This window comes from Pseudomonas putida, assembly GCF_026625125.1.
Taxonomy (GTDB): domain Bacteria; phylum Pseudomonadota; class Gammaproteobacteria; order Pseudomonadales; family Pseudomonadaceae; genus Aquipseudomonas; species Aquipseudomonas putida_X.
On record NZ_CP113097.1, the window covers coordinates 891,815 to 911,307 of the forward strand.

Consider the following 19,493-nt stretch of genomic DNA (forward strand, 5'->3'; position numbering starts at 1 on the left):
TGCCCCAACAGGCTAAGGTCAGACCCGGAACTGGCTGACCAGCATCTGCAGGTGCCCACCCAGGCGTGCCAGTTCGACACTGGACGCCGCCGTCTCGTCACTGGCCGCTGCGGTCTGCTCCGACACATCGCGCACATTCAGAATGCTGCGGCTGATCTCCTCAGCCACCGCGCTCTGCTGCTCGGCTGCTGCGGCAATCTGCTGGTTCATCGACTGGATGCTCGACACCGTGCTGGTGATGTTTTCCAGCGAAGTGCCGGCCTTGCGCGCCAGCTCGACACTGCTGTCGGTCAGGGTGCGGCTGCCTTGCATGGCGTTGGCCACTTGCTGGGTACCGTGTTGCAGGCCTGCCACCAATTCTTCGATCTCTTCGGTGGATTTCTGCGTGCGCTGGGCCAAACCACGCACTTCGTCGGCGACCACGGCGAAACCACGCCCTGCCTCACCGGCACGGGCCGCTTCGATGGCAGCGTTGAGCGCCAACAGGTTGGTCTGCTCGGCTACCGACTTGATCACATCCATGACGCTGCCGATCTTCTGGCTTTCCTGCTGCAGCAGGTTCATGGCTTCGGTGGAGCGGTGCACTTCCTCGGCCAGGCGTTCGATCTGGCTGATCGCTTCGCCAACCACGCGATCACCTGCGCGTGCTTCGTTGTCGGCACCGGTGGCTGCGTGGGAAGCCTGTTCGGCATTGCGCGCGACTTCCTGAACGGTCGCGGCCATTTCGTGCATGGCGGTAGCGACCTGGTCGGTTTCGACCTTCTGGCTGTTTGCGCCGGCGCTGGTCTGCTCGGTGACCGCCGACAGTTCCTCAGCGGCGCTGGCGATCTGTGTGACACCGTCGCGGATGCCGGTGATGAGCTCGCGCAGGGTGGTGCCCATGCGGGCGATGCCCTGTTGCAGCACGCCGATCTCGTCGCGGCGGGTAACCCTTAGGTCGTGGGTGAGGTCGCCACCGGCGATGCGCTCCACCGCTTGCAATGTGTCGTGCAGCGGCCGGGTGATCTGGCGCGTGATCAGCACCGCTGCCAGCACACCGACCAGCAAGGCCAGCAACGTGGCGATGGTCTGCAGGCTGCGTGCCTGGGCGCTCTCGGCGTCGCGGCGGTCGATCTGGATCTTGTACAGCGCATCGCTGCGCTTGACGATGTCGCCGCCTTGCACGGTCATCTCGGCACGGGCGGTGGTGATTTCGGCGACTGCAGCGCGGAACTGGCGCACGGCTTCACGGTAGGTCTGTATCGATTGCTCCAACTGCTGCACCCGCGTGGCTTCGGCGGGCAGCTGACGCTTCAGGGTGTCGATCTCGGCAAGGGCCGCCTCCAGCTGGCGCAGGGCGGCTTGTTCGTTGGCCGCAGAGTTGTCGGCAATGTAACCGCGCACATCCACCCGCACTTGCAGCAGTTGCTGGCGCGCCTTGCTGATCAGTTGGTATTGAGCCAGGCGCACGCTATCGGCCTCGGGACGGCCCATGACCTCCTCGCCCAGCAGCTCCATGGCCTCGTCGGCCTTGGCTGCCGATACGTTCATCGCGTCACGTGCAGCCAGCGAGCCTTTGTAGCCTGCACGCATCTTGTTCAGCGAGACTTCGTACTCGCTGATGGTCTGGCCGAGCTCTTTGAGCAGCTTGACGTTTTCCGGGCTCTTGAAAGTACTGACCAGGTATTGCTGCTGTTTGCTGAAGGCATCCAGCTTGGCCTGGGTGTTCGCTGCTGCAGCATCGTCGCCATTGGCGATCATGTACTGCAAGCGCGCGACGCGCAGGTCGGTCAGGTCTTTGTTGAGCTTGCCGATGTCGCCCATCCAGTTGCTGCGGTCGATGAGGCTGCCCAGGCTGGTCCAGCCGGTGAGGGCCAGCAGGCCGGTGAGGACCAGCACCAGGCCGAAGCCCAGGCCGAGTTTGAGGTTGACGCTGATGTTGGCAAACCAGCTGTTCATGCACGCTCTCCAGAAATGATTTCGCTCACTTGATCAATTGTCGATCGCTAGGCGTTGTTGTTCTGGATGCCCGCTGAATCGTGCAGGGGTTATCGGCAAATGGCGAGGAAGCTGAAACGCTTTTTCGACTCAATTGCGACACCGCGCACGGCAGCTGGCATGCCATGCGCAGGGGGGCCTCGAAACGTCAAAGGTTGGGCGCACTGAACGTGTCGCAGCTGTTCACGTCGCCTTGGGCAAACCCGGCCTTGAACCACCGCACCCGCTGCGCCGAGGTCCCATGGGTAAAGGAGTCCGGGACCACGCGCCCCTGGCCTTTTTGCTGCAGCCGGTCATCACCGATGGCATTGGCTGCATTCAGCGCTTCCTCGACATCCCCCGGCTCAAGCCAGTTCAGCCGTTGCTGCGCCTGGTATGCCCATACCCCGGCCAGGCAGTCGGCCTGCAACTCCTGGCGCACCAGCAAGCCATTTTCACCCTCCAGGCGCTGGCCTGCGCGGCGCGCCGCATCGACCTTGGCCGACACGCCAAGCAACGTCTGCACGTGGTGGCCGATCTCGTGGGCGATCACGTAGGCCTGAGCGAAGTCGCCGGCAGCGGCGAAGCGGGTTTCCATTTCACGGAAGAACGACATGTCCAGGTACACCCTTTGGTCAGCAGGGCAGTAGAACGGCCCCACCGCCGCTGAAGCGAAGCCGCAGGCGGAATTGACCTGGCCGCTGAACAGTACCAGCTTGGGCTCGCGATACTGCTTGCCAGCCTGGGAGAACAACGCCTTCCAGGTGTCTTCGGTGTCGCCCAGGATCGACGCGACGAACTGGGCCTGCTCGTCGTTGGCCGCTGGGGCCTTGTTGCCCACGCTGCTTGGAGCCTGCTGCTGTTCCATTTGCCCGGTGAGCTGACCGAGGATCTGCAGCGGGTCCTGGCCAGTGAGCCAGCCGATGCCGACGATCAGAAGGATGGCCCCGAGCCCGAGGCCCTTGCCACCGCCAAAGCGCATGCCACCACCGCCGCCACCTTGGCCACGGGCATCGACCACGTTGTCGCTACGACGGCCTTTTCGCCATTCCATGAAGTGCACTCCAGAGCGTGAAACATGAAGACATAGGTTAGTTCACGCCAGCCAAAGGTACTAATGCATAACCATTTGGTTAAGTAACGGTGGGCGGAATTCAATATTCATCTGCTTCGACCTATCCGAAACTGCAAGTCCGCCTGCGAACCACAGGTGTTTTGATAACTCCAAGAGAGGAAAACGGCATGCCCGCCCAGGACAACAGCCGCTTCGTGATCCGTGATCGCAACTGGCACCCCAAGGCCCTGACGCCCGACTACAAGACTTCTGTTGCCCGCTCGCCGCGCCAGGCATTGGTCAGCATTCCGCAGTCGATCAGCGAAACCACCGGCCCGGATTTCACCCACCTGGGCTTCGGCGCCCACGACCATGACCTGCTGCTCAACTTCAACAACGGTGGCCTGCCGATTGGTGAGCGCATCATCGTTGCCGGCCGCGTCGTCGACCAATACGGCAAGCCAGTGCCCAATACCTTGGTAGAAATGTGGCAAGCCAACGCCGGTGGCCGTTATCGCCACAAGAACGATCGCTACCTGGCGCCGCTGGACCCGAATTTCGGGGGCGTCGGCCGCTGCCTGACCGACAGTGATGGCTACTACAGCTTCCGCACCATCAAGCCCGGCCCCTACCCATGGCGCAACGGCCCGAACGACTGGCGCCCGGCGCACATCCACTTCGGTATCAGCGGCCCGTCGATCGCCACCAAGCTGATCACCCAGCTGTACTTCGAGGGCGACCCGCTGATCCCGATGTGCCCGATCGTCAAGTCGATCGCCAACCCTGAAGCGGTGCAGCAACTGATCGCCAAGCTCGACATGAGTAACGCCAACCCCATGGATTGCCTGGCGTACCGCTTCGACATCGTGCTGCGCGGCCAGCGCAAGACCCACTTCGAAAACTGCTGAGGACCCCGCCATGCCAATCGAACTGCTGCCGGAAACCCCCTCGCAGACCGCCGGCCCCTATGTACACATCGGCCTGGCCCTGGAAGCGGCCGGTAACCCCACCCGTGACCAGGAAATCTGGAACCGCCTGGCCAAGCCAGAGGCGCCGGGTGAACACATCCTGTTGATCGGCCATGTGTACGACGGCAACGGCCACTTGATCCGCGATTCATTCCTTGAACTCTGGCAAGCCGATGCCAATGGCCAGTACCAGGATGACTACAACCTGGAAAACGCCTTCAACAGCTTCGGTCGCACCGCCACCACCTTCGATGCCGGTGAGTGGACCGTCCAGACCGTCAAACCGGGTGTGGTGAACAACGCTGCCGGTGTGCCGATGGCCCCGCACATCAACATCAGCCTGTTTGCCCGCGGCATCAACATCCACTTGCACACGCGGCTGTACTTCGAGGATGAGGCCGAGGCGAACGCCAAGTGCCCGGTGCTCAACCTGATCGAGCAGCCGCAGCGCCGTGAAACCTTGATTGCCAAGCGTTGCGAGGTGGACGGCAAGACGGCATATCGCTTCGATATCCGTGTTCAGGGGGAAGGGGAGACGGTCTTCTTCGACTTCTGATACAACTGGGGCCGCAAAGCGGCCCCAATTTCTGCTAATCAGCGTCGAACCAGCAATACCCCACTTTCCATGTGGTGGGTGTATGGGAACTGATCAAACAACGCACAACGTTCGATGCGGTGCGTGTCCTGCAACTGCTCGATGTTGGCCGCCAGCGTTTCCGGGTTGCACGAGATGTACAGAATCCGCTCGAAGCGCCGTGTCAGCTCGCACGTATCCGGGTCCATCCCCGCACGCGGTGGGTCGACGAACACCGTACCGAAGGCATAACGCTTCAGGTCGATCCCTTCCAGCCGGCGGAACGGGCGAACCTCATTCAGCGCTTGAGTCAGCTCTTCTGCCGATAGGCGCACCAGCCGCACGTTATCCACAGCGTTCTCTTCCAGGTTGCTCAGGGCGGCATTGACCGAGGTCTTGCTGATCTCGGTGGCCAGCACCTGGCGTACCCGGGTAGCCAGCGGCAGGGTGAAGTTGCCGTTGCCGCAGTACAGCTCCAGCAGGTCGTCATCGCGCTCGCCGAGGGCGTCGTAAGCCCAGCTCAGCATCTTCTGGTTAACCGCGCCGTTGGGCTGGGTGAAGGCGCCTTCGGGCTGGCGATAGCTGAACACGCGGCCAGCCACGTCGAGTTTTTCCACGGCGTAATCACGGCCGATGACCAGCCGCTTGCCTTTGGAGCGGCCGATCAGGCTCACGCCCAGTTCTTCGGCCAGCTGCCGTGCTGCCACTTCCCAGGCTTCGTCCAGCGGGCGGTGGTAGCACAGGGTGATCATCGCATCGCCGGCGAGGGTGGTGAGGAACTCCACCTGGAACAGGCGATTGCTCAATTCTTCACTGGCCTGCCAGGCCGCCTTGAGGCGTGGCATCAGTGCATTGATGCGCTCGCTGGCAATGGGGAAATCGTCGATCAGGATGGCCTTGTGCTTCTCGCCCGGGGCGAACATCGCATAGTGGCGCTGGCCGTCCTCGCGCCACAGGCGGAACTCGGCACGCAAGCGATAATGCTCGCGCGGCGAGTCGAACACAGCGGGCTGCGGCGCACCGAAGGGGGCCAGCAGCTCGCGCAGGCGGGTAACCTTGGCCTGCAGTTGCGCGTCGTAGGCGCTTGGGTCGAAGACAGCACTCATGCGTTGAACCAGCCCAGCTTGATGACGAACAGGATGGAAAGGATCACCAGTGCCGGGTTCAGCTCGTGGCGGCGGCCGGAGATCAGTTTGACCGCAGTCCAGCAGATGAAACCGAAGGCGATGCCGTTGGCGATCGAGTAGGTCAGCGGCATGGCCAGGGCGGTGACCACTACCGGTGCGGCCTCGGTCACGTCGTCCCAGTTTATTTCCGCCAGGCCCGAAGCCATCAGCACGGCGACGAACAGCAATGCCGGTGCGGTGGCGAAGGCCGGTACGCTACCGGCCAGCGGGGCGAAGAACAGCGCCAGCAGGAACAGCACGGCCACCACGATGGCGGTCAGGCCGGTGCGGCCACCGGCGCTCACGCCTGCCGCCGACTCGATGTAGCTGGTGGTCGTCGAGGTGCCCAGCAGCGAACCGGCCATGGCCGCGGTGCTGTCGGCGATCAGGGCACGGCCCATCTTCGGCATGTGGCCGTCCTTGCCCATCAGGCCGGCGCGTTTGGCCACGGCGATCAGGGTGCCCGAGTTGTCGAACAGGTCGACGAACAGGAACGCGAAGATCACGCTGACCAGGCCCACGTCCAGGGCCCCGGCGATATCCAGCTGCAGGAAGGTCGGTGCCAGCGACGGTGGCATCGACACGATACCGCCGAATGGTGTGACGCCCATCGCGATCGCCGCGACCGTCACTGCGAGAATGCCAATCAGCACCGCGCCGCGCACCTTGAGCGATTCAAGGCCCACAATCAGGAAGAAACCCAGCGTGGCAAGAATGACCGACGGCTGCTTGAGGTCACCCATGCCCACCAAGGTGGCCGGGTTATCGACGACGATGCCGGCGTTATGCAGGGCAATCAGCGCCAGAAACAGGCCAATGCCCGCAGCGATGGCCGAGCGCAGCGGCAGCGGGATGCTGTTCACGATCCACTCGCGTATGCGGAAGATCGACAGCAGGAAGAACATGACCGCCGAGAGGAACACCGCGCCTAACGCCACCTGCCAGGTGTGGCCCATGTGCAGGACCACGGTGTAGGTGAAGAACGCGTTCAAGCCCATGCCTGGCGCCAAGGCGATCGGGTAGTTGGCAATCAGGCCCATGGTCGCCGAGCCGATGGCCGCAGCCAGGCAGGTGGCGACGAAGATCGCGCCCTTGTCCATGCCGGTTTCGCCGAGAATGCTCGGGTTGACGAACAGGATGTAGGCCATCGCCAGGAAGGTGGTGACGCCCGCAAGAATCTCGGTGCGCACGTTGGTGTTGTGTGCTTTTAGTTGAAACAGCCTTTCCAGCATGCCCGCTCCCCGAGGCGCCCCCGGCGCCGTGAATGTATCGACCCCATCAGCAAAGCACAGGCCGCAGCGGCTGCCGTGGTTTTGCGTGGGGAGGAAAAAAGCCGCGCATCATACCAGCATGACTGGCAGGGGCCTATGGCCGTTCAGGCCGCCGTCAACCATTGTGCAATCGATCCCGCGTAGCCAGTGTCGGGAACAGCTTTATCCACACGCCGGTCACCACCAAGGTGCCCACGCCCCCCAGCACCACCGCCGGCACCGTGCCGAACCAGTGCGCCGTGACCCCCGATTCGAACTCGCCGAGCTGGTTGGAGGCGCCGATGAACAGGCCGTTGACCGCGCTTACCCGGCCACGCATCTCGTCCGGTGTTTCCAGTTGCACGAACGCACCGCGTATCACCATGCTGATCATGTCTGCCGCACCCAGCACCACCAGTACCGCCAGCGAGAACCAGAATGAGGTCGACAGGCCAAAAGCGATGGTGGCCACGCCGAACACCCCGACGGCGGTGAACATGGTGCGGCCGACCTTGCGCTCTACCGGGAAGCGCGCCAGCCAGAACGACATCAGCAGCGCACCCACCGCGGGCGCCGACCGCAACAAGCCCAGGCCCCACGGCCCTGTGAGCAGGATGTCCTTGGCGAACACTGGCAGCAGCGCGGTGGCGCCTCCCAGCAGCACGGCGAACAGGTCAAGGGAAATCGCCCCGAGAATGTCTGGCCGGCTACGGATGAAACGGATCCCGGCCAGCAACGACTCCAGGCTGGCTCGCCCTCGCTGCGGCACCTGCTGGCGCGAGTTCAGGCTCAGCATCAGCAGGCATGCAATGACATACAGGACCACGGTAGGGCCGTACACCCAAATGCTGCCGAAGGCATAAAGAAACCCGCCCACGGCCGGGGCGACGATGGTCGCCGCCTGGGTGGCCGAGGCTGAGGCCGCTACGGCCCGAGGAAACAGCCCGGGCGGCACCACATTGGGCAGCAGCGCCTGGGTGGCGGGCATTTCGAACGAGCGGGTAGCGCCGAGCAGGAAGGCGAGGGCGAAGATCAGTTCGCGGCTGACGTTGTCGGTGGCGCTTCCCAACGCCAGCATCAGGGCGATCAGGCCCTGCAGGGTCTGGCACAGGGCCGCGACCTTACGCCGGTCAAAGCGGTCGGCGACATGCCCGGTGTGCAGCATGAACAGCACCCGCGGGGCGAATTCGACGAGCCCGACCAGGCCCAGGTCGAGCACATTGCCGGTCAGCTGGTAGAGGTGCCAGCCAATGGCCACGGTGAGCATCTGAAAACCGCTGGCGGTGAACACACGGGCCAGCCAGAAGGCAATGAAAGGGCGGTGATGGCGCAACAACTGCGGTGCGGAATCGGACATCGGAAACCTGTGGCCTCGGCGCAGTAGACGGGGGCGGCAGATTATCATCTGTTTGTAACAAACGGTTACTGTTTGCCTGTGTCGGCACGCTTCCACCGGCTTTGGAAACCCATGAGGCAACTGGTCACGCGGCAAACAACCGCACCGCCTGCCGTGCCATTCAGGACTATGCTTGGTAGCAATCGTTGATCTGGATCAATCGTTCCAGAAACAACGAATTGGCCTACGGGTCAAAATCCCTGCGATCGAACAGAACAATTCCAACGTGCCGCACTCGACACTAACGCGGGGGCTGTGGGCAACGGGCCACGAGCCCGAAGCCGGATTACCTGAAGAGGAAGCATCATGTTCGGAATAGAAGCCCTCGAGCTCGCCCGAATTCAGTTTGCCTTTACCGTGTCGTTCCACATCCTGTTTCCGGCCATCACCATTGGACTGGCCAGTTACCTGGCGGTTCTCGAAGGCCTTTGGCTGAGGACCAACGAGCAGGTCTACCGTGACCTTTACCATTTCTGGTCGAAGATCTTCGCCGTGAACTTCGGCATGGGCGTGGTTTCGGGCCTGGTCATGGCCTACCAGTTCGGGACCAACTGGAGCCGTTTTTCAGACTTCGCCGGCGCTGTCACGGGCCCACTGCTCACCTATGAGGTGCTGACGGCCTTCTTCCTTGAGGCAGGCTTCCTCGGCGTCATGCTGTTTGGCTGGAACCGTGTGGGCCGGGGCCTGCACTTTTTCTCAACGGTGATGGTGGCGTTGGGGACGCTGGTATCGACTTTCTGGATCCTGGCGTCCAACAGCTGGATGCAGACCCCGCAAGGCCACGAGATCATCGATGGCCGGGTCGTGCCGGTGGACTGGCTGGCGATCATTTTCAACCCCTCGTTCCCCTACCGCCTGATGCACATGGCCACCGCCGCGTTCGTTGCCACTGCCTTCTTCGTTGGCGCCTCGGCAGCCTGGCACCTGCTGCGCGGGCGGGATAACCCGGCGGTGCGCAAGATGCTGTCGATGGCCATGTGGATGGCGCTGATCGTTGCCCCCATTCAAGCTGTGATCGGTGATTTCCACGGGCTCAACACCCTCAAGCATCAGCCGGTGAAAATTGCCGCAATCGAAGGCCACTGGGAGAACGTCCCTGGCGAGCCAACCCCGCTGATCCTGTTCGGCATCCCGGACATGGAAGCCGAAACCACCCGCTTCAAGGTCGAAATCCCGGCGCTCGGTAGCCTGATCCTTACCCACAGCCTGGATAAACAAGTGCCTGCCATGAAGGAGTTCCCGCGCGAGGACCGTCCCAACTCGACCATTGTCTTCTGGTCGTTCCGGGTCATGGTGGGGCTTGGTTTCCTGATGATCTTCGTTGGCCTGTGGAGCCTCTGGCTGCGCAAGCGCGGCACGCTCTACACGTCGCGCCCATTCCTGTACCTGACGCTGTGGATGGGGCCATCGGGGCTGATCGCCATTCTTGCCGGCTGGTTCACGACCGAGATCGGCCGCCAGCCGTGGGTGGTGTATGGGCTGATGCGGACGTCGGAGGGCGTGTCCAACCATAGCTACGCCCAGCTGGGCTTTACCCTGATCGCATTCGTGGTGGTGTACTTCGCGCTGTTCGGCACGGGCCTGGGCTACATGATGCGCCTGGTGCGCAAAGGGCCGAAAACCGGCGAGGGCGATGAGCACACCCCAGGTGGCCCAGGCCAGAAACGCACGCCGGCACGGCCGCTGTCCGCTGCCGATGAAGGCCACAAGGCCACTGCCCCCAGCCTGAGCAAGGAGAACTGAGCCATGGGTATCGATCTTCCGCTGATCTGGGCCGTGATCATCATTTTCGGCGTCATGATGTACGTGGTGATGGACGGTTTCGACTTAGGGATCGGCATGCTCTTCCCCTTCGTCGAGGCTGAGCGGGACCGTGACGTGATGATGAACACCGTCGCCCCCGTGTGGGACGGTAACGAAACCTGGTTGATCCTGGGCGGCGCCGGGCTGTTCGGGGCCTTTCCGATGGCTTATTCGGTGGTGCTCGAAGCGCTTTATCTGCCGCTGATCCTCATGCTGATCGGCCTGATTTTCCGCGGAGTGGCGTTTGAGTTCCGCTTCAAGGCCAAGGACCACAAGCGCCACATCTGGGACAAAGCGTTCATCGGCGGTTCACTGGTGGCGACCTTCTTCCAGGGGGTGGCGCTTGGGGCGTTCATCGAGGGCTTCAAGGTCGTGGACCGGCACTACGCCGGTGGCACGCTCGACTGGCTGACCCCGTTCAGCCTGTTCAGTGGCCTGGGCCTGATCGTTGCCTACACCTTGCTTGGCTGCACCTGGCTGATCATGAAGACCGAGGGGCCGCTGCAAGCGCAGATGCACAAGCTCGGCCGGCCGCTGGCCCTGGTGTTGCTGGTGGTGATCGGCATCGTCAGCCTGTGGACGCCGATCGCTTACCCACAGATCGCCGATCGCTGGTTCAGCATGCCTAACCTGATCTGGTTCATGCCGGTACCGCTGCTGGTGCTGGTAACCTTCTACGGGTTGTTCAAGGCGGTGGCACGCAGTGCCAACTACACCCCGTTCCTGCTGACCCTGGTGCTGATCTTCCTGGGCTACAGCGGCCTGGGTATCAGCCTGTGGCCGAACATCATTCCACCGTCGATCTCGATCTGGGAGGCAGCCGCGCCGCCGCAGAGCCAGGGCTTCATGCTGGTCGGCACGTTGTTCATCCTGCCATTCATCCTGGGGTACACCTTCTGGAGCTACTACGTGTTCCGTGGCAAGGTCACCCACGAAGACGGCTATCACTAGGAGGGCCCATCATGGCTGGCAAGCATGGCCTTGAAGAGAAGAAACCCCTGTGGCAACGCCTGGGCTGGCTGGTACTGATCTGGGCCGCGAGCGTGGCCGCCCTGGGTGTGGCGGCCTATGCGATGCGGCTGTTCATGAGCGCGGCGGGGTTGACCACCCATTGATGATCCGGGGCCGCACTGAGCGGCCCCGGCTTCATTTGCGGGCTTTGAGGATCACGAACTTCGGTGTCGCGGCCACCTGTTCAACCCCCCGGAACAGGCGCGCCAATTTGCTGTGATAGCCCAAGTGGCGATTGCCGACGATGTACAACGCACCGCCAACCACCAAGGCCTCACGCGCCTGCTGGAACATGCGCCAGGCAAGGAAGTCGCCCACCACCTGCTGTTGGTGGAACGGCGGGTTGCACAGCACCACCTCCAGCGATTGCTTTTCCAGCCCGGCCAGGCCATCGCCTGCCTGCACCGTCACCGCGCGATCGCCCAGCGCCGCCTGCCAGTTTTCCTGCGCCGACTGCACCGCCATGTACGATTCATCCACCAGTGTGTAGTGCGCCTGGGGGTTGGCCAGCGCGCTGGCGATGGCCAGCACACCGTTGCCGCAACCCAGGTCGGCGACACGGGCATTGCCCAGGCCCTGTGGCAGGTGGGGGAGGAAGGCCCGTGTGCCGATGTCCAGGCCGTCGCGGCAGAATACGTTGGCATGGTTGAGCAGTTCGAGCGCCGGGGACTCGAGGCGGTAGCGGGTCGGGTAGGGGGAGCGTGCGGCTGGGCGCTCGCTGAAGGTGGCCGTCAGCAAGCGCGCTTTTTTTTGCGCCAGCGAAGCCTGCACCGGGCCGATGTACTTCTCTAGCAGTTCACCCGCAGCCCTAGGCAAGTGTTTGATCATGGCCGCAGCGATGACCTGGGCGCCGGGCGCCAGATGGCCTTGCAAGCGGATCAGTTGCTCTTCGAGCAGTGCAAGGGTTTTAGGCACACGGACCAGCACGCGATCGAAGTGCCCCTGCCAATGTTCGCTGGCGGGCACGAAAGGTACGCTGTCGAAAGCCTTGCCGTTGCGCGCGAGGTTTTTTTCCAGGGCCATGCGGGCCAGGTGCGAATCACCGCTGCTGACCACTGGCACGTGGTCGACCAGGCTGACGGCCAGTGCGCCGAAACTGTCATTGAGTACCAGCACGCTGCTCCCGGCAGCCAGTGGCTGAGCGTGCAGCTGCTCGAGCAGGTATTCATCGGCGGCGTCAAAGGCCTGCAACGGGTCGTTGGCCTGGTCCGGGTGGCGGATCAGGTCGAGTTCGGCATAGGGTGTGATCAACAGGGGCATGGCATCTGGCTCGGGCACGGATCTGCCCGAGACGGATCGTCACGAGCTTTGGTAGGCGATTCTACAGGGCTTTGCAGCGGGTCGCAGGCTGGGCTACTGGTCGATCAGGCCCCGCATCATCGCAATGGCGACGGCGCCGGCCTTGTTGGAGGCGTTGGTCTTGGTGATCACGCTGCGAATATGGAAGTTCACCGTGCTGAGCGACAGGGACAGAATGCAGGCAACGTCGGCTGCAGTCTTGCCGGCGGCCGACCACTTCAGCACCTCCAGTTCGCGATCGCTCATCTTCAGTGGCGAACTCAATTTGCCCAGGTGGTGCTCGCAAATGGTGTCATGCAGCGTGTGGCAAAGCCATTGCACCTGGCCGGCCTTGTCGTACAGTTCGTGGATGTCGATCTCGCCACAGGGCCTTGCCACACTGAGTTGCGTCTCGTTGTGCCGGAGGTCGTGCAACGTCTGAGTCCAGCCGTGGCGCAGGCCATGTTTGCAGGCCTGCTCACGGAAGTCAGGGGCTTCACGATACAACTCATCGGTCCACAGTACCGGCCCGGTCGACGTGTGGCTCAGTGCTGCTGCCGGGTCCTGCTTGTAGAACTCATCGCGCTGATAGCGCTCGATCCAGGCCAGCGGGTAGTTGCTGTACAGGTACAGCCTGGGGGCTTGGGCCGCAAGTTGAATGCGCAGCTTGAGCCCCATGAACTCCATGCCCAGGTCCTGTGCCAGGTGTACCGCAAGGTCGAATACCTTCTGGGGCGTGCTTTCAGTGACCAGGCGATGTAAATGCTCGTGATTCCAGTGAGGCATTGGCCCCCTCCGTCGCGTCCTGAGGACTCAATCCGTTTGCATACCGGAACAATTGTAGGAAAAGACCGAGCGGCATGTTGGGTTTTTTTTGTTAAGGAGGTCTCATCTGCCCATGAAAACGGCTGAGTGGTCGTCTGTGCCCTTACAATCGAACGGTTTTTATCCTGGCCGCTTTGCGCGACACTGTGCGTACGCTATTCACGGAGCCCGTCATGACCGCCAGTGCCGAAAAGTTTACCCGCCAGACCCTGCTGGACGTCCAGCCACTGACGCCTGGCCTGTTCAGCCTGCGGGTGACTCGCGACCCGGGCTTTCGCTTCCGGGCCGGGCAATTCGCGCGGCTTGGCGTGACCAAGGCCGATGGCAGCGTGGTCTGGCGTGCCTATTCGATGGTCAGTGCGCCGCATGACGAGTATCTCGACTTCTTCTCCATCGTGGTGCCGGGCGGGGAGTTCACCAGCGAGCTCAGCCGCCTCGGCGAGGGTGATACCCTGCTGATCGACCGCCAGGCGTTTGGCTACCTGACCCTTGACCGCTTCGTCGGTGGCCGTGACCTGTGGCTGTTGGCGACCGGTACTGGCATTGCGCCTTTTATGTCGATCCTGCAGGACTTCGAGGCCTGGGAGCGTTTCGACAGCATCAAGCTGGTGTATTCGGTACGCGAGGCCAAGGAGCTGGCCTATGTGGATGACATTGCCGGGCTTGAACAGCGTGATTACCTGGCGGAGTTTGCAGGCAAGCTGCAATTCATCCCGGTGGTTACCCGTGAGCAGCATCCGGGTGCGTTGAATGCGCGTATCACCACGCTGATCGAGAACGGCGAGCTGGAAAAAGCGGCGGGGCTCGAACTGTCGCCCGAGCACTCACGGGTCATGCTTTGCGGCAACCCGCAAATGATCGATGAGACCCGCAAGGTGCTCAAGGCGCGTGACTTGCAGTTGAGCTTGAGCAAGCGGCCTGGCCAGGTGGCCGTGGAGAATTACTGGTAGCTGCAAGCTGCAAGCTGCAAGCTACAAGCTGCGAGCGTTGCGCCGAGCGGCTTTTCTCTTGCAGCTTGCCGCTTGCCGCTCCTCAGGGCAGGCGATTCTGGTTCTGGGATTTGAGCAAATCCCGGATCTCGGTCAGCAGCGTTTCCTGAGGGGTGGGTGTTGGCGGAGCGCTTGGCGCCACGGCCTCTTCGCGCTTCAGGCGGTTGATTGCCTTCACACCCATGAAGATGGCGAATGCCACGATCACGAAGTCGATCACGGTCTGGATGAACTTGCCGTAGGCCAGCACCACGGCCGGTACGTCACCTTCAGCTGCCTTCAAGGTAATCGCCAGGTCACTGAAGTCCACACCCCCGATCAGCAGCCCCAGCGGGGGCATGATGACGTCGCCGACGAAGGAGGAGACGATCTTGCCGAACGCCGCGCCGATAATGATACCGACCGCCATGTCGACGACATTTCCCTTGACCGCGAAGGCCTTGAACTCACTGATCATTCCCATGTTCGATATCCCTTATAACAAATGGTGGCGTCAACCCAGTGTAAACCAGCAAAACGCTTGATGCTTGCCGCTCAGGGGTAATGACTGCTCCGGGCAAGAATAGTTTTGTCGCATCCAGACGCGATCACGACCGCTCTGCGTCGGCTATCATGGCCACTTTTTCCAGGAGACCCTGCCCATGGCCAAGGCCAAGCGCTTGTATGGCTGCACCGAGTGCGGCGCTACCTTTCCCAAATGGGCCGGCCAGTGTGGCGAATGCGGGGCCTGGAACACCCTGGTCGAAACCATGATCGAGAGCGGTGGCGCAGCGCCACCCAGCGGTCGCGCCGGCTGGACCGGGCAGCAGGCGCAGATCAAGACCCTGGCCGAAGTCAGCGTCGAGGAGATTCCACGCTTCACCACCAGCAGCACCGAACTCGATCGCGTGCTCGGTGGCGGCCTGGTCGATGGCTCGGTGGTGTTGATCGGTGGTGATCCGGGCATCGGCAAATCGACCATTCTGCTGCAGACCTTGTGCAACATTGCCGTTGGCATGCCGGCACTGTATGTCACCGGCGAAGAATCGCAACAGCAGGTGGCCATGCGCTCACGCCGCCTGGGGCTGCCCCAGGACCAACTCAAGGTGATGACCGAGACGTGCATAGAAACGATCATCGCCACGGCTCGTCAGGAAAAGCCCCGGGTCATGGTCATCGATTCGATCCAGACCATCTTCACCGAGCAATTGCAATCCGCGCCCGGCGGTGTCGCCCAGGTGCGCGAAAGTGCGGCTCTGCTGGTGCGCTACGCCAAACAGAGCGGTACGGCGATCTTCCTGGTCGGCCACGTCACCAAGGAAGGCTCCCTGGCCGGGCCGCGGGTGCTGGAGCACATGGTCGACACCGTGTTGTATTTCGAGGGTGAGTCCGATGGCCGCTTGCGCTTGCTGCGCGCGGTGAAGAATCGCTTCGGTGCGGTCAATGAACTGGGCGTCTTCGGCATGACCGACCGTGGGCTCAAAGAGGTATCCAACCCATCGGCGATCTTCCTCAACCGGGCTCAGGAAGAAGTACCAGGTAGCGTGGTCATGGCCACCTGGGAAGGTACCCGGCCGATGCTGGTAGAGGTACAGGCGCTGGTCGATGACAGCCACCTGGCCAACCCGCGGCGTGTCACCCTGGGCCTGGACCAGAACCGCTTGGCCATGTTGCTGGCGGTGCTGCACCGCCATGGTGGCATCCCCACCCATGACCAGGACGTGTTTCTCAATGTCGTCGGCGGCGTGAAGGTCCTTGAAACCGCTTCGGATCTGGCCTTGTTGGCTGCAGTGATGTCCAGCCTGCGCAACCGGCCGTTGGCCCATGGGCTGCTGGTATTTGGCGAGATTGGTTTGTCGGGCGAGGTGCGGCCGGTTCCCAGTGGGCAGGAGCGCCTCAAAGAAGCGGCAAAACATGGCTTCAAGCGGGCCATCGTGCCCAAGGGCAACGCGCCGAAGGAATCACCGGCCGGCTTGCAAGTGATCGCCGTGACCCGGCTGGAGCAGGCCTTGGACGCCTTGTTCGAGTAACCCGCTTGCGGGGTTGGCCGGGGGCCGCTGCAGGCAAACAAAAAGGGGGAGCCGACGATGCGCATCGGCTCCCCCTGCTTTACCGCTCAGTCAGCGGTCAGTGCTCGGCTACCGGCGTTCGCCTGGGCGCCGTATTGCCATGCTCGTCCTGCTCCAGAACCGGCACCTCATTCCCCTCGGCGTCGAACAGCTTGCCTTCCTTGAAGTAGTCGCCATCGCGCAGCGCAGAGATGTCCGAGTACTGGATGGTGCGCTCGTAGCCGGCGGCGAATACTGACTGCTGGTCCGAATTGCCTGCCGTGAAATGGTTGAAGATCAGGTTCAGCACGATGGCCATGATCGCTGCCGAGCTGATGCCGGAGTGGAAGATGGTCTCGAACCAGTTCGGGAAGTGGTGGTAGAAGTTCGGCGCGGCAATCGGGATCATGCCAAAGCCCAGCGAAGCGGCGACGATGATCAGGTTGACGTTGTTCTTGTAGTTGACCTTGGACAGGGTGCGGATGCCGCTGGCGGCCACAGTGCCGAACAGCACGATGCCTGCGCCGCCCAGTACCGGCGTCGGCACTGCTGCAATCACCCGGCCCATCACCGGCAGCAGGCCCAGCACCACCAGGATCACGCCACCGGTGGCCACCACGTAGCGGCTCTTGACCCCGGTCACGGCCACCAGGCCTACGTTCTGGGCAAAGGCGCTTTGAGTGAACGAGCCGAACACCGGTGCCAGGATGCTCGAGGCCATGTCGGCGCGCAGGCCGTTACCCAGGCGCTTGGAGTCGACCTTGGTATCGATGATTTCACCTACGGCCAGGATGTCGGCCGAGGTTTCCACCAGGGTCACCATGATCACGATGCACATCGACAGGATTGCCGCGATGTGGAAAGTCGGCATGCCGAAGTGGAAAGGGGTGGGGAAGGCGAACATCGGGCCTTCGGCGACTTTGCTGAAGTCGGTCATGCCCAGCGCCCAGGCAATCAGGGTGCCGCACACCATGGCCAACAGAATCGAAAGGCGCGAAATGGTCGCGTTGCCCAGTTTGCTCAGCAGCAGCACGATGGCGAAGGTCAGCGCTGCCAGGCCGATGTTGGCCATGCTGCCGAATTCCGGCGAAGCACTGTTGCCGCCCATCACCCAGCGTGCGGCCACCGGCATCAGCGTCAGGCCGATGGTGGTGATGACGATGCCGGTGACCAGCGGCGGGAAGAACTTGGTGATGCGCGAGAACACCGGGGTGATCAGAAAGCCGATCAGCGATGCCGCCATGACTGCTCCCAGCACGCCTGGCAAGCCACCACCGTCCTGGCTGCTGAGAATCGCCCCCATGGTTGCCACGCCAGCGAACGATACGCCCTGCACCAACGGCAACTGGCATCCAAAGAATGGCAGGCCGAGCGTTTGCAGCAGCGTTGCCAGGCCTCCGGCAAACAGCGAGGCCGCGATAAGCATGCCTATCTCGGCACCGTTCAGGCCCGCAGCCTGCCCAAGGATCAGCGGTACTGCGACGATCCCTCCATACATGGTCAGCACATGCTGAAGGCCATAAGCCAAGTTGGCTCCAAGGCCGAGGTTTTCGTCCTCGGGGCGCTTGGCGGGAGACGTGCTAGGGGACGTAGTCATTGAGCAGGCTCACTGTTTATTGTTGTGCCGCTACTGTAGACACTTCCTACAAATGATTGCTACAAGAATTGTATACAATATTTTGATTGGAGCGCGAACAAGCAGGCGTGCAGGGTGTGCAAGAACGCAATGCAGATCGCGTACCAACTCGTTGAATACGGTGTTAGAGGGGTGTGTACAACGTGGTGATACCCAGCTTGAAAGCTGTCTGGGTAGACAAGAAACACAAGGTGGGAAAGCTATTAGCTAGCTAAGAGATCCCATTATTCGATGAGTTGACGCAGCTCGCGCATCATTTCGGTGCTGTCGGCCACGTTCAATTCCACAAGACGGTGCAAATGGCTCATCGAATCGATGTCGATGTACAGGCAAATGAACCCCAGCCGCTTCGCCTCTTCATGGCGCAGCTCCACTTGCATCTGCACACGTGTGTGAGGGTCCAGCTGGATGATCGCATCGAAATCCTGCGTGAGGTCGGCGTTCCACGGCTCAGGGCGCTCGATCAACAGGCCCTTGAGCGAAAGATCGAGCAGTTTGACCGGCCAGCGGCGATCGCCCTGGCGTAGTTCGGTGGGGGCGTCGAAATCAATGCGCTGGAAGCGCCGGCGATCGTCGGAAGGAGTGGTCATGGCGGGCCCTCGTCATTAGCACTGACTATAGACCAGCCACGGGCACTCCTGCCGGATGACGGGTGGCCCGGATGACATATGGCCGAGTCACCTGGCTACACCTTTATTCGGCAACAAAATTGAGGTCGACTACCTGATAGAAGGCCTTGTCGGTCTCAGCTATTTCCCACACGCCCAGCAGTACGTGATAGCCCTGGCGCTCAGGGAGCTTCAGCGTATGGGTGGTGGGTTGCGCCGGCCACATCTGCTCGTCGGTGAAGCCCCAGTAAGGCTGGAGTTCATTAAGGAATGTGGCGAACGGCTGCGGCTCGAACTGGGCACGGGTCAGCGGCTCCCCGGCGTTCCAGTCGGCTTTGGTGATGAAGTAGTTGAAACGGCGATATTTGTGGCGCGCACTGAAACTCCAGACAAAATCAAGGGATGCGCCGCTGGCAACATCATGCTTGTCCCACTCGACATCCGTTTTGTCCAGGTAGGCCGCGCCGGGCCGCTCGCCGCTGGCAATCTTGCCATCGGCTGGCGGTGCAATATTTGTTACGTCGTCCTTAGCATAGGGGTCGGTCAGGCCACCGGTCGTCTCCGGAAAGAACTTGCCGCTTTCGATCCCGTTGTGAAGATTCCCGTCTATAAAGCGTCTTTCTTCAGCGAAGGTGGCGCGGGACTTTGGGGTCGCAATCGAACCATGGGTGGGGGCGATGGGGGCTGAGCGTTGAGCGGTGCCGGCTTTTTCCGTGGTCATGATCGTTTCCTTTTTGCTGGCTTTTCAGATGATCGACGCACAATTGCAGCGTGTGCAGATTCGCCAATCGCGTGTCGTCCAAGGGCAATCGACTTGCCTGATCATTGAAAGCCGATGCCCCTTTCCTGAACAACTGGCAAAAATGACAGGCCTGCCAGGGCGCGGCTCGCCTCCCAGGCATGAGGTGGTGCGGGTAGCTGCGTTCTAGAGCCTGTGCTCGCCGGTGGCTAC

Annotated in this window: 18 protein-coding genes; 7 read left to right on the top strand and 11 right to left on the bottom strand. The window is 62.1% G+C overall.

Annotation, left to right across the window (positions count from 1 at the left end; all coding sequences use genetic code 11):
- Window positions 1-18 precede the first annotated feature (18 nt).
- Both OSW16_RS04070 and OSW16_RS04075 read right to left on the bottom strand, forming a co-directional pair.
- A complete protein-coding gene (locus OSW16_RS04070; RefSeq protein WP_267820932.1) occupies window positions 19-1,938 on the bottom strand; it encodes a methyl-accepting chemotaxis protein in 1,920 nt (639 codons plus the stop codon).
- A 187-nt stretch (window positions 1,939-2,125) separates the two neighbouring features.
- Window positions 2,126-3,010: a neutral zinc metallopeptidase gene (locus OSW16_RS04075; RefSeq protein WP_267820933.1), complete on the bottom strand. Its 885-nt coding sequence runs from the start codon at window positions 3,008-3,010 to the stop codon at window positions 2,126-2,128.
- A 188-nt stretch (window positions 3,011-3,198) separates the two neighbouring features.
- Between OSW16_RS04075 and pcaH the strand changes: the two genes are divergently transcribed.
- Complete coding sequence (gene pcaH, locus OSW16_RS04080; RefSeq protein WP_241806539.1) at window positions 3,199-3,918, top strand: protocatechuate 3,4-dioxygenase subunit beta; 720 nt, start codon at window positions 3,199-3,201, stop codon at window positions 3,916-3,918.
- 10 nt (window positions 3,919-3,928) lie between these two features.
- Window positions 3,929-4,534 (top strand): protocatechuate 3,4-dioxygenase subunit alpha, encoded by a 606-nt coding sequence (pcaG, locus tag OSW16_RS04085; RefSeq protein WP_267820935.1) that lies wholly within the window; start codon window positions 3,929-3,931, stop codon window positions 4,532-4,534.
- 38 nt (window positions 4,535-4,572) lie between these two features.
- On the opposite strand, the gene trmA is transcribed toward pcaG, so the two are convergent.
- The 3 genes from trmA to OSW16_RS04100 all read right to left on the bottom strand — a co-directional run bounded on the left by trmA (window position 4,573) and on the right by OSW16_RS04100 (window position 8,325).
- Window positions 4,573-5,658 (bottom strand): tRNA (uridine(54)-C5)-methyltransferase TrmA, encoded by a 1,086-nt coding sequence (gene trmA / locus OSW16_RS04090; protein WP_267820937.1) that lies wholly within the window; start codon window positions 5,656-5,658, stop codon window positions 4,573-4,575.
- Window positions 5,655-6,950 (bottom strand): NCS2 family permease, encoded by a 1,296-nt coding sequence (locus tag OSW16_RS04095; RefSeq protein ID WP_241806542.1) that lies wholly within the window; start codon window positions 6,948-6,950, stop codon window positions 5,655-5,657. The genes trmA and OSW16_RS04095 overlap by 4 nt, the downstream gene beginning before the upstream one ends.
- Before the next feature lie 154 nt (window positions 6,951-7,104).
- Window positions 7,105-8,325, bottom strand: a complete 1,221-nt coding sequence (locus OSW16_RS04100) for an MFS transporter (RefSeq protein ID WP_267820940.1) — start codon at window positions 8,323-8,325, stop codon at window positions 7,105-7,107.
- 345 nt (window positions 8,326-8,670) lie between these two features.
- On the opposite strand from OSW16_RS04100, the gene OSW16_RS04105 reads away from it, so the two are divergent.
- Genes OSW16_RS04105 through OSW16_RS04115 form a run of 3 tightly spaced genes read left to right on the top strand, consistent with a single transcriptional unit; the run spans window position 8,671 to window position 11,282 of the window.
- Complete coding sequence (locus OSW16_RS04105; RefSeq protein ID WP_241806544.1) at window positions 8,671-10,107, top strand: cytochrome ubiquinol oxidase subunit I; 1,437 nt, start codon at window positions 8,671-8,673, stop codon at window positions 10,105-10,107.
- 3 nt (window positions 10,108-10,110) lie between these two features.
- Window positions 10,111-11,118, top strand: a complete 1,008-nt coding sequence (gene cydB, locus OSW16_RS04110) for a cytochrome d ubiquinol oxidase subunit II (RefSeq protein WP_241806545.1) — start codon at window positions 10,111-10,113, stop codon at window positions 11,116-11,118.
- An 8-nt stretch (window positions 11,119-11,126) separates the two neighbouring features.
- A complete protein-coding gene (locus OSW16_RS04115; RefSeq protein WP_267823870.1) occupies window positions 11,127-11,282 on the top strand; it encodes a DUF2474 domain-containing protein in 156 nt (51 codons plus the stop codon).
- Window positions 11,283-11,313: 31 nt separating this feature from the next.
- Here OSW16_RS04115 and OSW16_RS04120 read toward each other — a convergent pair whose 3' ends face one another.
- Both OSW16_RS04120 and OSW16_RS04125 read right to left on the bottom strand, forming a co-directional pair.
- Entirely contained in the window at window positions 11,314-12,438 is a 1,125-nt protein-coding gene (locus OSW16_RS04120; RefSeq protein WP_267820943.1) for a methyltransferase, read from the bottom strand.
- A gap of 93 nt (window positions 12,439-12,531) precedes the next feature.
- Window positions 12,532-13,242 (bottom strand): autoinducer binding domain-containing protein, encoded by a 711-nt coding sequence (locus OSW16_RS04125; protein ID WP_267820946.1) that lies wholly within the window; start codon window positions 13,240-13,242, stop codon window positions 12,532-12,534.
- A 212-nt stretch (window positions 13,243-13,454) separates the two neighbouring features.
- Between OSW16_RS04125 and OSW16_RS04130 the strand changes: the two genes are divergently transcribed.
- Window positions 13,455-14,231, top strand: coding sequence for a ferredoxin--NADP reductase (locus tag OSW16_RS04130; RefSeq protein ID WP_241806548.1), 777 nt, complete (start codon window positions 13,455-13,457; stop codon window positions 14,229-14,231).
- Window positions 14,232-14,313: 82 nt separating this feature from the next.
- Here the strand turns inward: OSW16_RS04130 and mscL are convergent, their stop codons facing one another.
- Entirely contained in the window at window positions 14,314-14,733 is a 420-nt protein-coding gene (gene mscL / locus OSW16_RS04135) for a large-conductance mechanosensitive channel protein MscL (protein ID WP_267820948.1), read from the bottom strand.
- A 178-nt stretch (window positions 14,734-14,911) separates the two neighbouring features.
- Here mscL and radA point away from each other — a divergent pair, with 178 nt between their 5' ends.
- Window positions 14,912-16,279, top strand: coding sequence for a DNA repair protein RadA (radA, locus tag OSW16_RS04140; RefSeq protein WP_241806550.1), 1,368 nt, complete (start codon window positions 14,912-14,914; stop codon window positions 16,277-16,279).
- Between the two features lie 97 nt (window positions 16,280-16,376).
- On the opposite strand, the gene OSW16_RS04145 is transcribed toward radA, so the two are convergent.
- The 3 genes from OSW16_RS04145 to OSW16_RS04155 form a co-directional block, all read right to left on the bottom strand.
- On the bottom strand, window positions 16,377-17,894 hold the full coding sequence (locus tag OSW16_RS04145; protein WP_241806551.1) for a nucleobase:cation symporter-2 family protein: 1,518 nt from the start codon (window positions 17,892-17,894) through the stop codon (window positions 16,377-16,379).
- A 263-nt stretch (window positions 17,895-18,157) separates the two neighbouring features.
- Window positions 18,158-18,523: a PilZ domain-containing protein gene (locus OSW16_RS04150; protein ID WP_012312725.1), complete on the bottom strand. Its 366-nt coding sequence runs from the start codon at window positions 18,521-18,523 to the stop codon at window positions 18,158-18,160.
- Window positions 18,524-18,626: 103 nt separating this feature from the next.
- Window positions 18,627-19,262 carry a lytic polysaccharide monooxygenase auxiliary activity family 9 protein gene (locus OSW16_RS04155; protein WP_267820952.1) on the bottom strand — a complete coding sequence of 212 codons (636 nt, stop codon included), beginning with the start codon at window positions 19,260-19,262 and terminating at the stop codon, window positions 18,627-18,629.
- Between the last annotated feature and the right edge of the window lie 231 nt (window positions 19,263-19,493).

Excerpts from the sequence above, each read along its gene's own strand:
- OSW16_RS04070 (WP_267820932.1), bottom strand. The coding sequence starts at position 1,938 with ATGAACAGCTGGTTTGCCAACATCAGCGTCAACCTCAAACTCGGCCTG.
- OSW16_RS04075 (WP_267820933.1), bottom strand. The coding sequence starts at position 3,010 with ATGGAATGGCGAAAAGGCCGTCGTAGCGACAACGTGGTCGATGCCCGT.
- pcaH (WP_241806539.1), top strand. The coding sequence starts at position 3,199 with ATGCCCGCCCAGGACAACAGCCGCTTCGTGATCCGTGATCGCAACTGG.
- pcaG (WP_267820935.1), top strand. The coding sequence starts at position 3,929 with ATGCCAATCGAACTGCTGCCGGAAACCCCCTCGCAGACCGCCGGCCCC.
- trmA (WP_267820937.1), bottom strand. The coding sequence starts at position 5,658 with ATGAGTGCTGTCTTCGACCCAAGCGCCTACGACGCGCAACTGCAGGCC.
- OSW16_RS04095 (WP_241806542.1), bottom strand. The coding sequence starts at position 6,950 with ATGCTGGAAAGGCTGTTTCAACTAAAAGCACACAACACCAACGTGCGC.
- OSW16_RS04100 (WP_267820940.1), bottom strand. The coding sequence starts at position 8,325 with ATGTCCGATTCCGCACCGCAGTTGTTGCGCCATCACCGCCCTTTCATT.
- OSW16_RS04105 (WP_241806544.1), top strand. The coding sequence starts at position 8,671 with ATGTTCGGAATAGAAGCCCTCGAGCTCGCCCGAATTCAGTTTGCCTTT.
- cydB (WP_241806545.1), top strand. The coding sequence starts at position 10,111 with ATGGGTATCGATCTTCCGCTGATCTGGGCCGTGATCATCATTTTCGGC.
- OSW16_RS04120 (WP_267820943.1), bottom strand. The coding sequence starts at position 12,438 with ATGCCCCTGTTGATCACACCCTATGCCGAACTCGACCTGATCCGCCAC.
- OSW16_RS04125 (WP_267820946.1), bottom strand. The coding sequence starts at position 13,242 with ATGCCTCACTGGAATCACGAGCATTTACATCGCCTGGTCACTGAAAGC.
- OSW16_RS04130 (WP_241806548.1), top strand. The coding sequence starts at position 13,455 with ATGACCGCCAGTGCCGAAAAGTTTACCCGCCAGACCCTGCTGGACGTC.
- mscL (WP_267820948.1), bottom strand. The coding sequence starts at position 14,733 with ATGGGAATGATCAGTGAGTTCAAGGCCTTCGCGGTCAAGGGAAATGTC.
- radA (WP_241806550.1), top strand. The coding sequence starts at position 14,912 with ATGGCCAAGGCCAAGCGCTTGTATGGCTGCACCGAGTGCGGCGCTACC.
- OSW16_RS04145 (WP_241806551.1), bottom strand. The coding sequence starts at position 17,894 with ATGACTACGTCCCCTAGCACGTCTCCCGCCAAGCGCCCCGAGGACGAA.
- OSW16_RS04150 (WP_012312725.1), bottom strand. The coding sequence starts at position 18,523 with ATGACCACTCCTTCCGACGATCGCCGGCGCTTCCAGCGCATTGATTTC.
- OSW16_RS04155 (WP_267820952.1), bottom strand. The coding sequence starts at position 19,262 with ATGACCACGGAAAAAGCCGGCACCGCTCAACGCTCAGCCCCCATCGCC.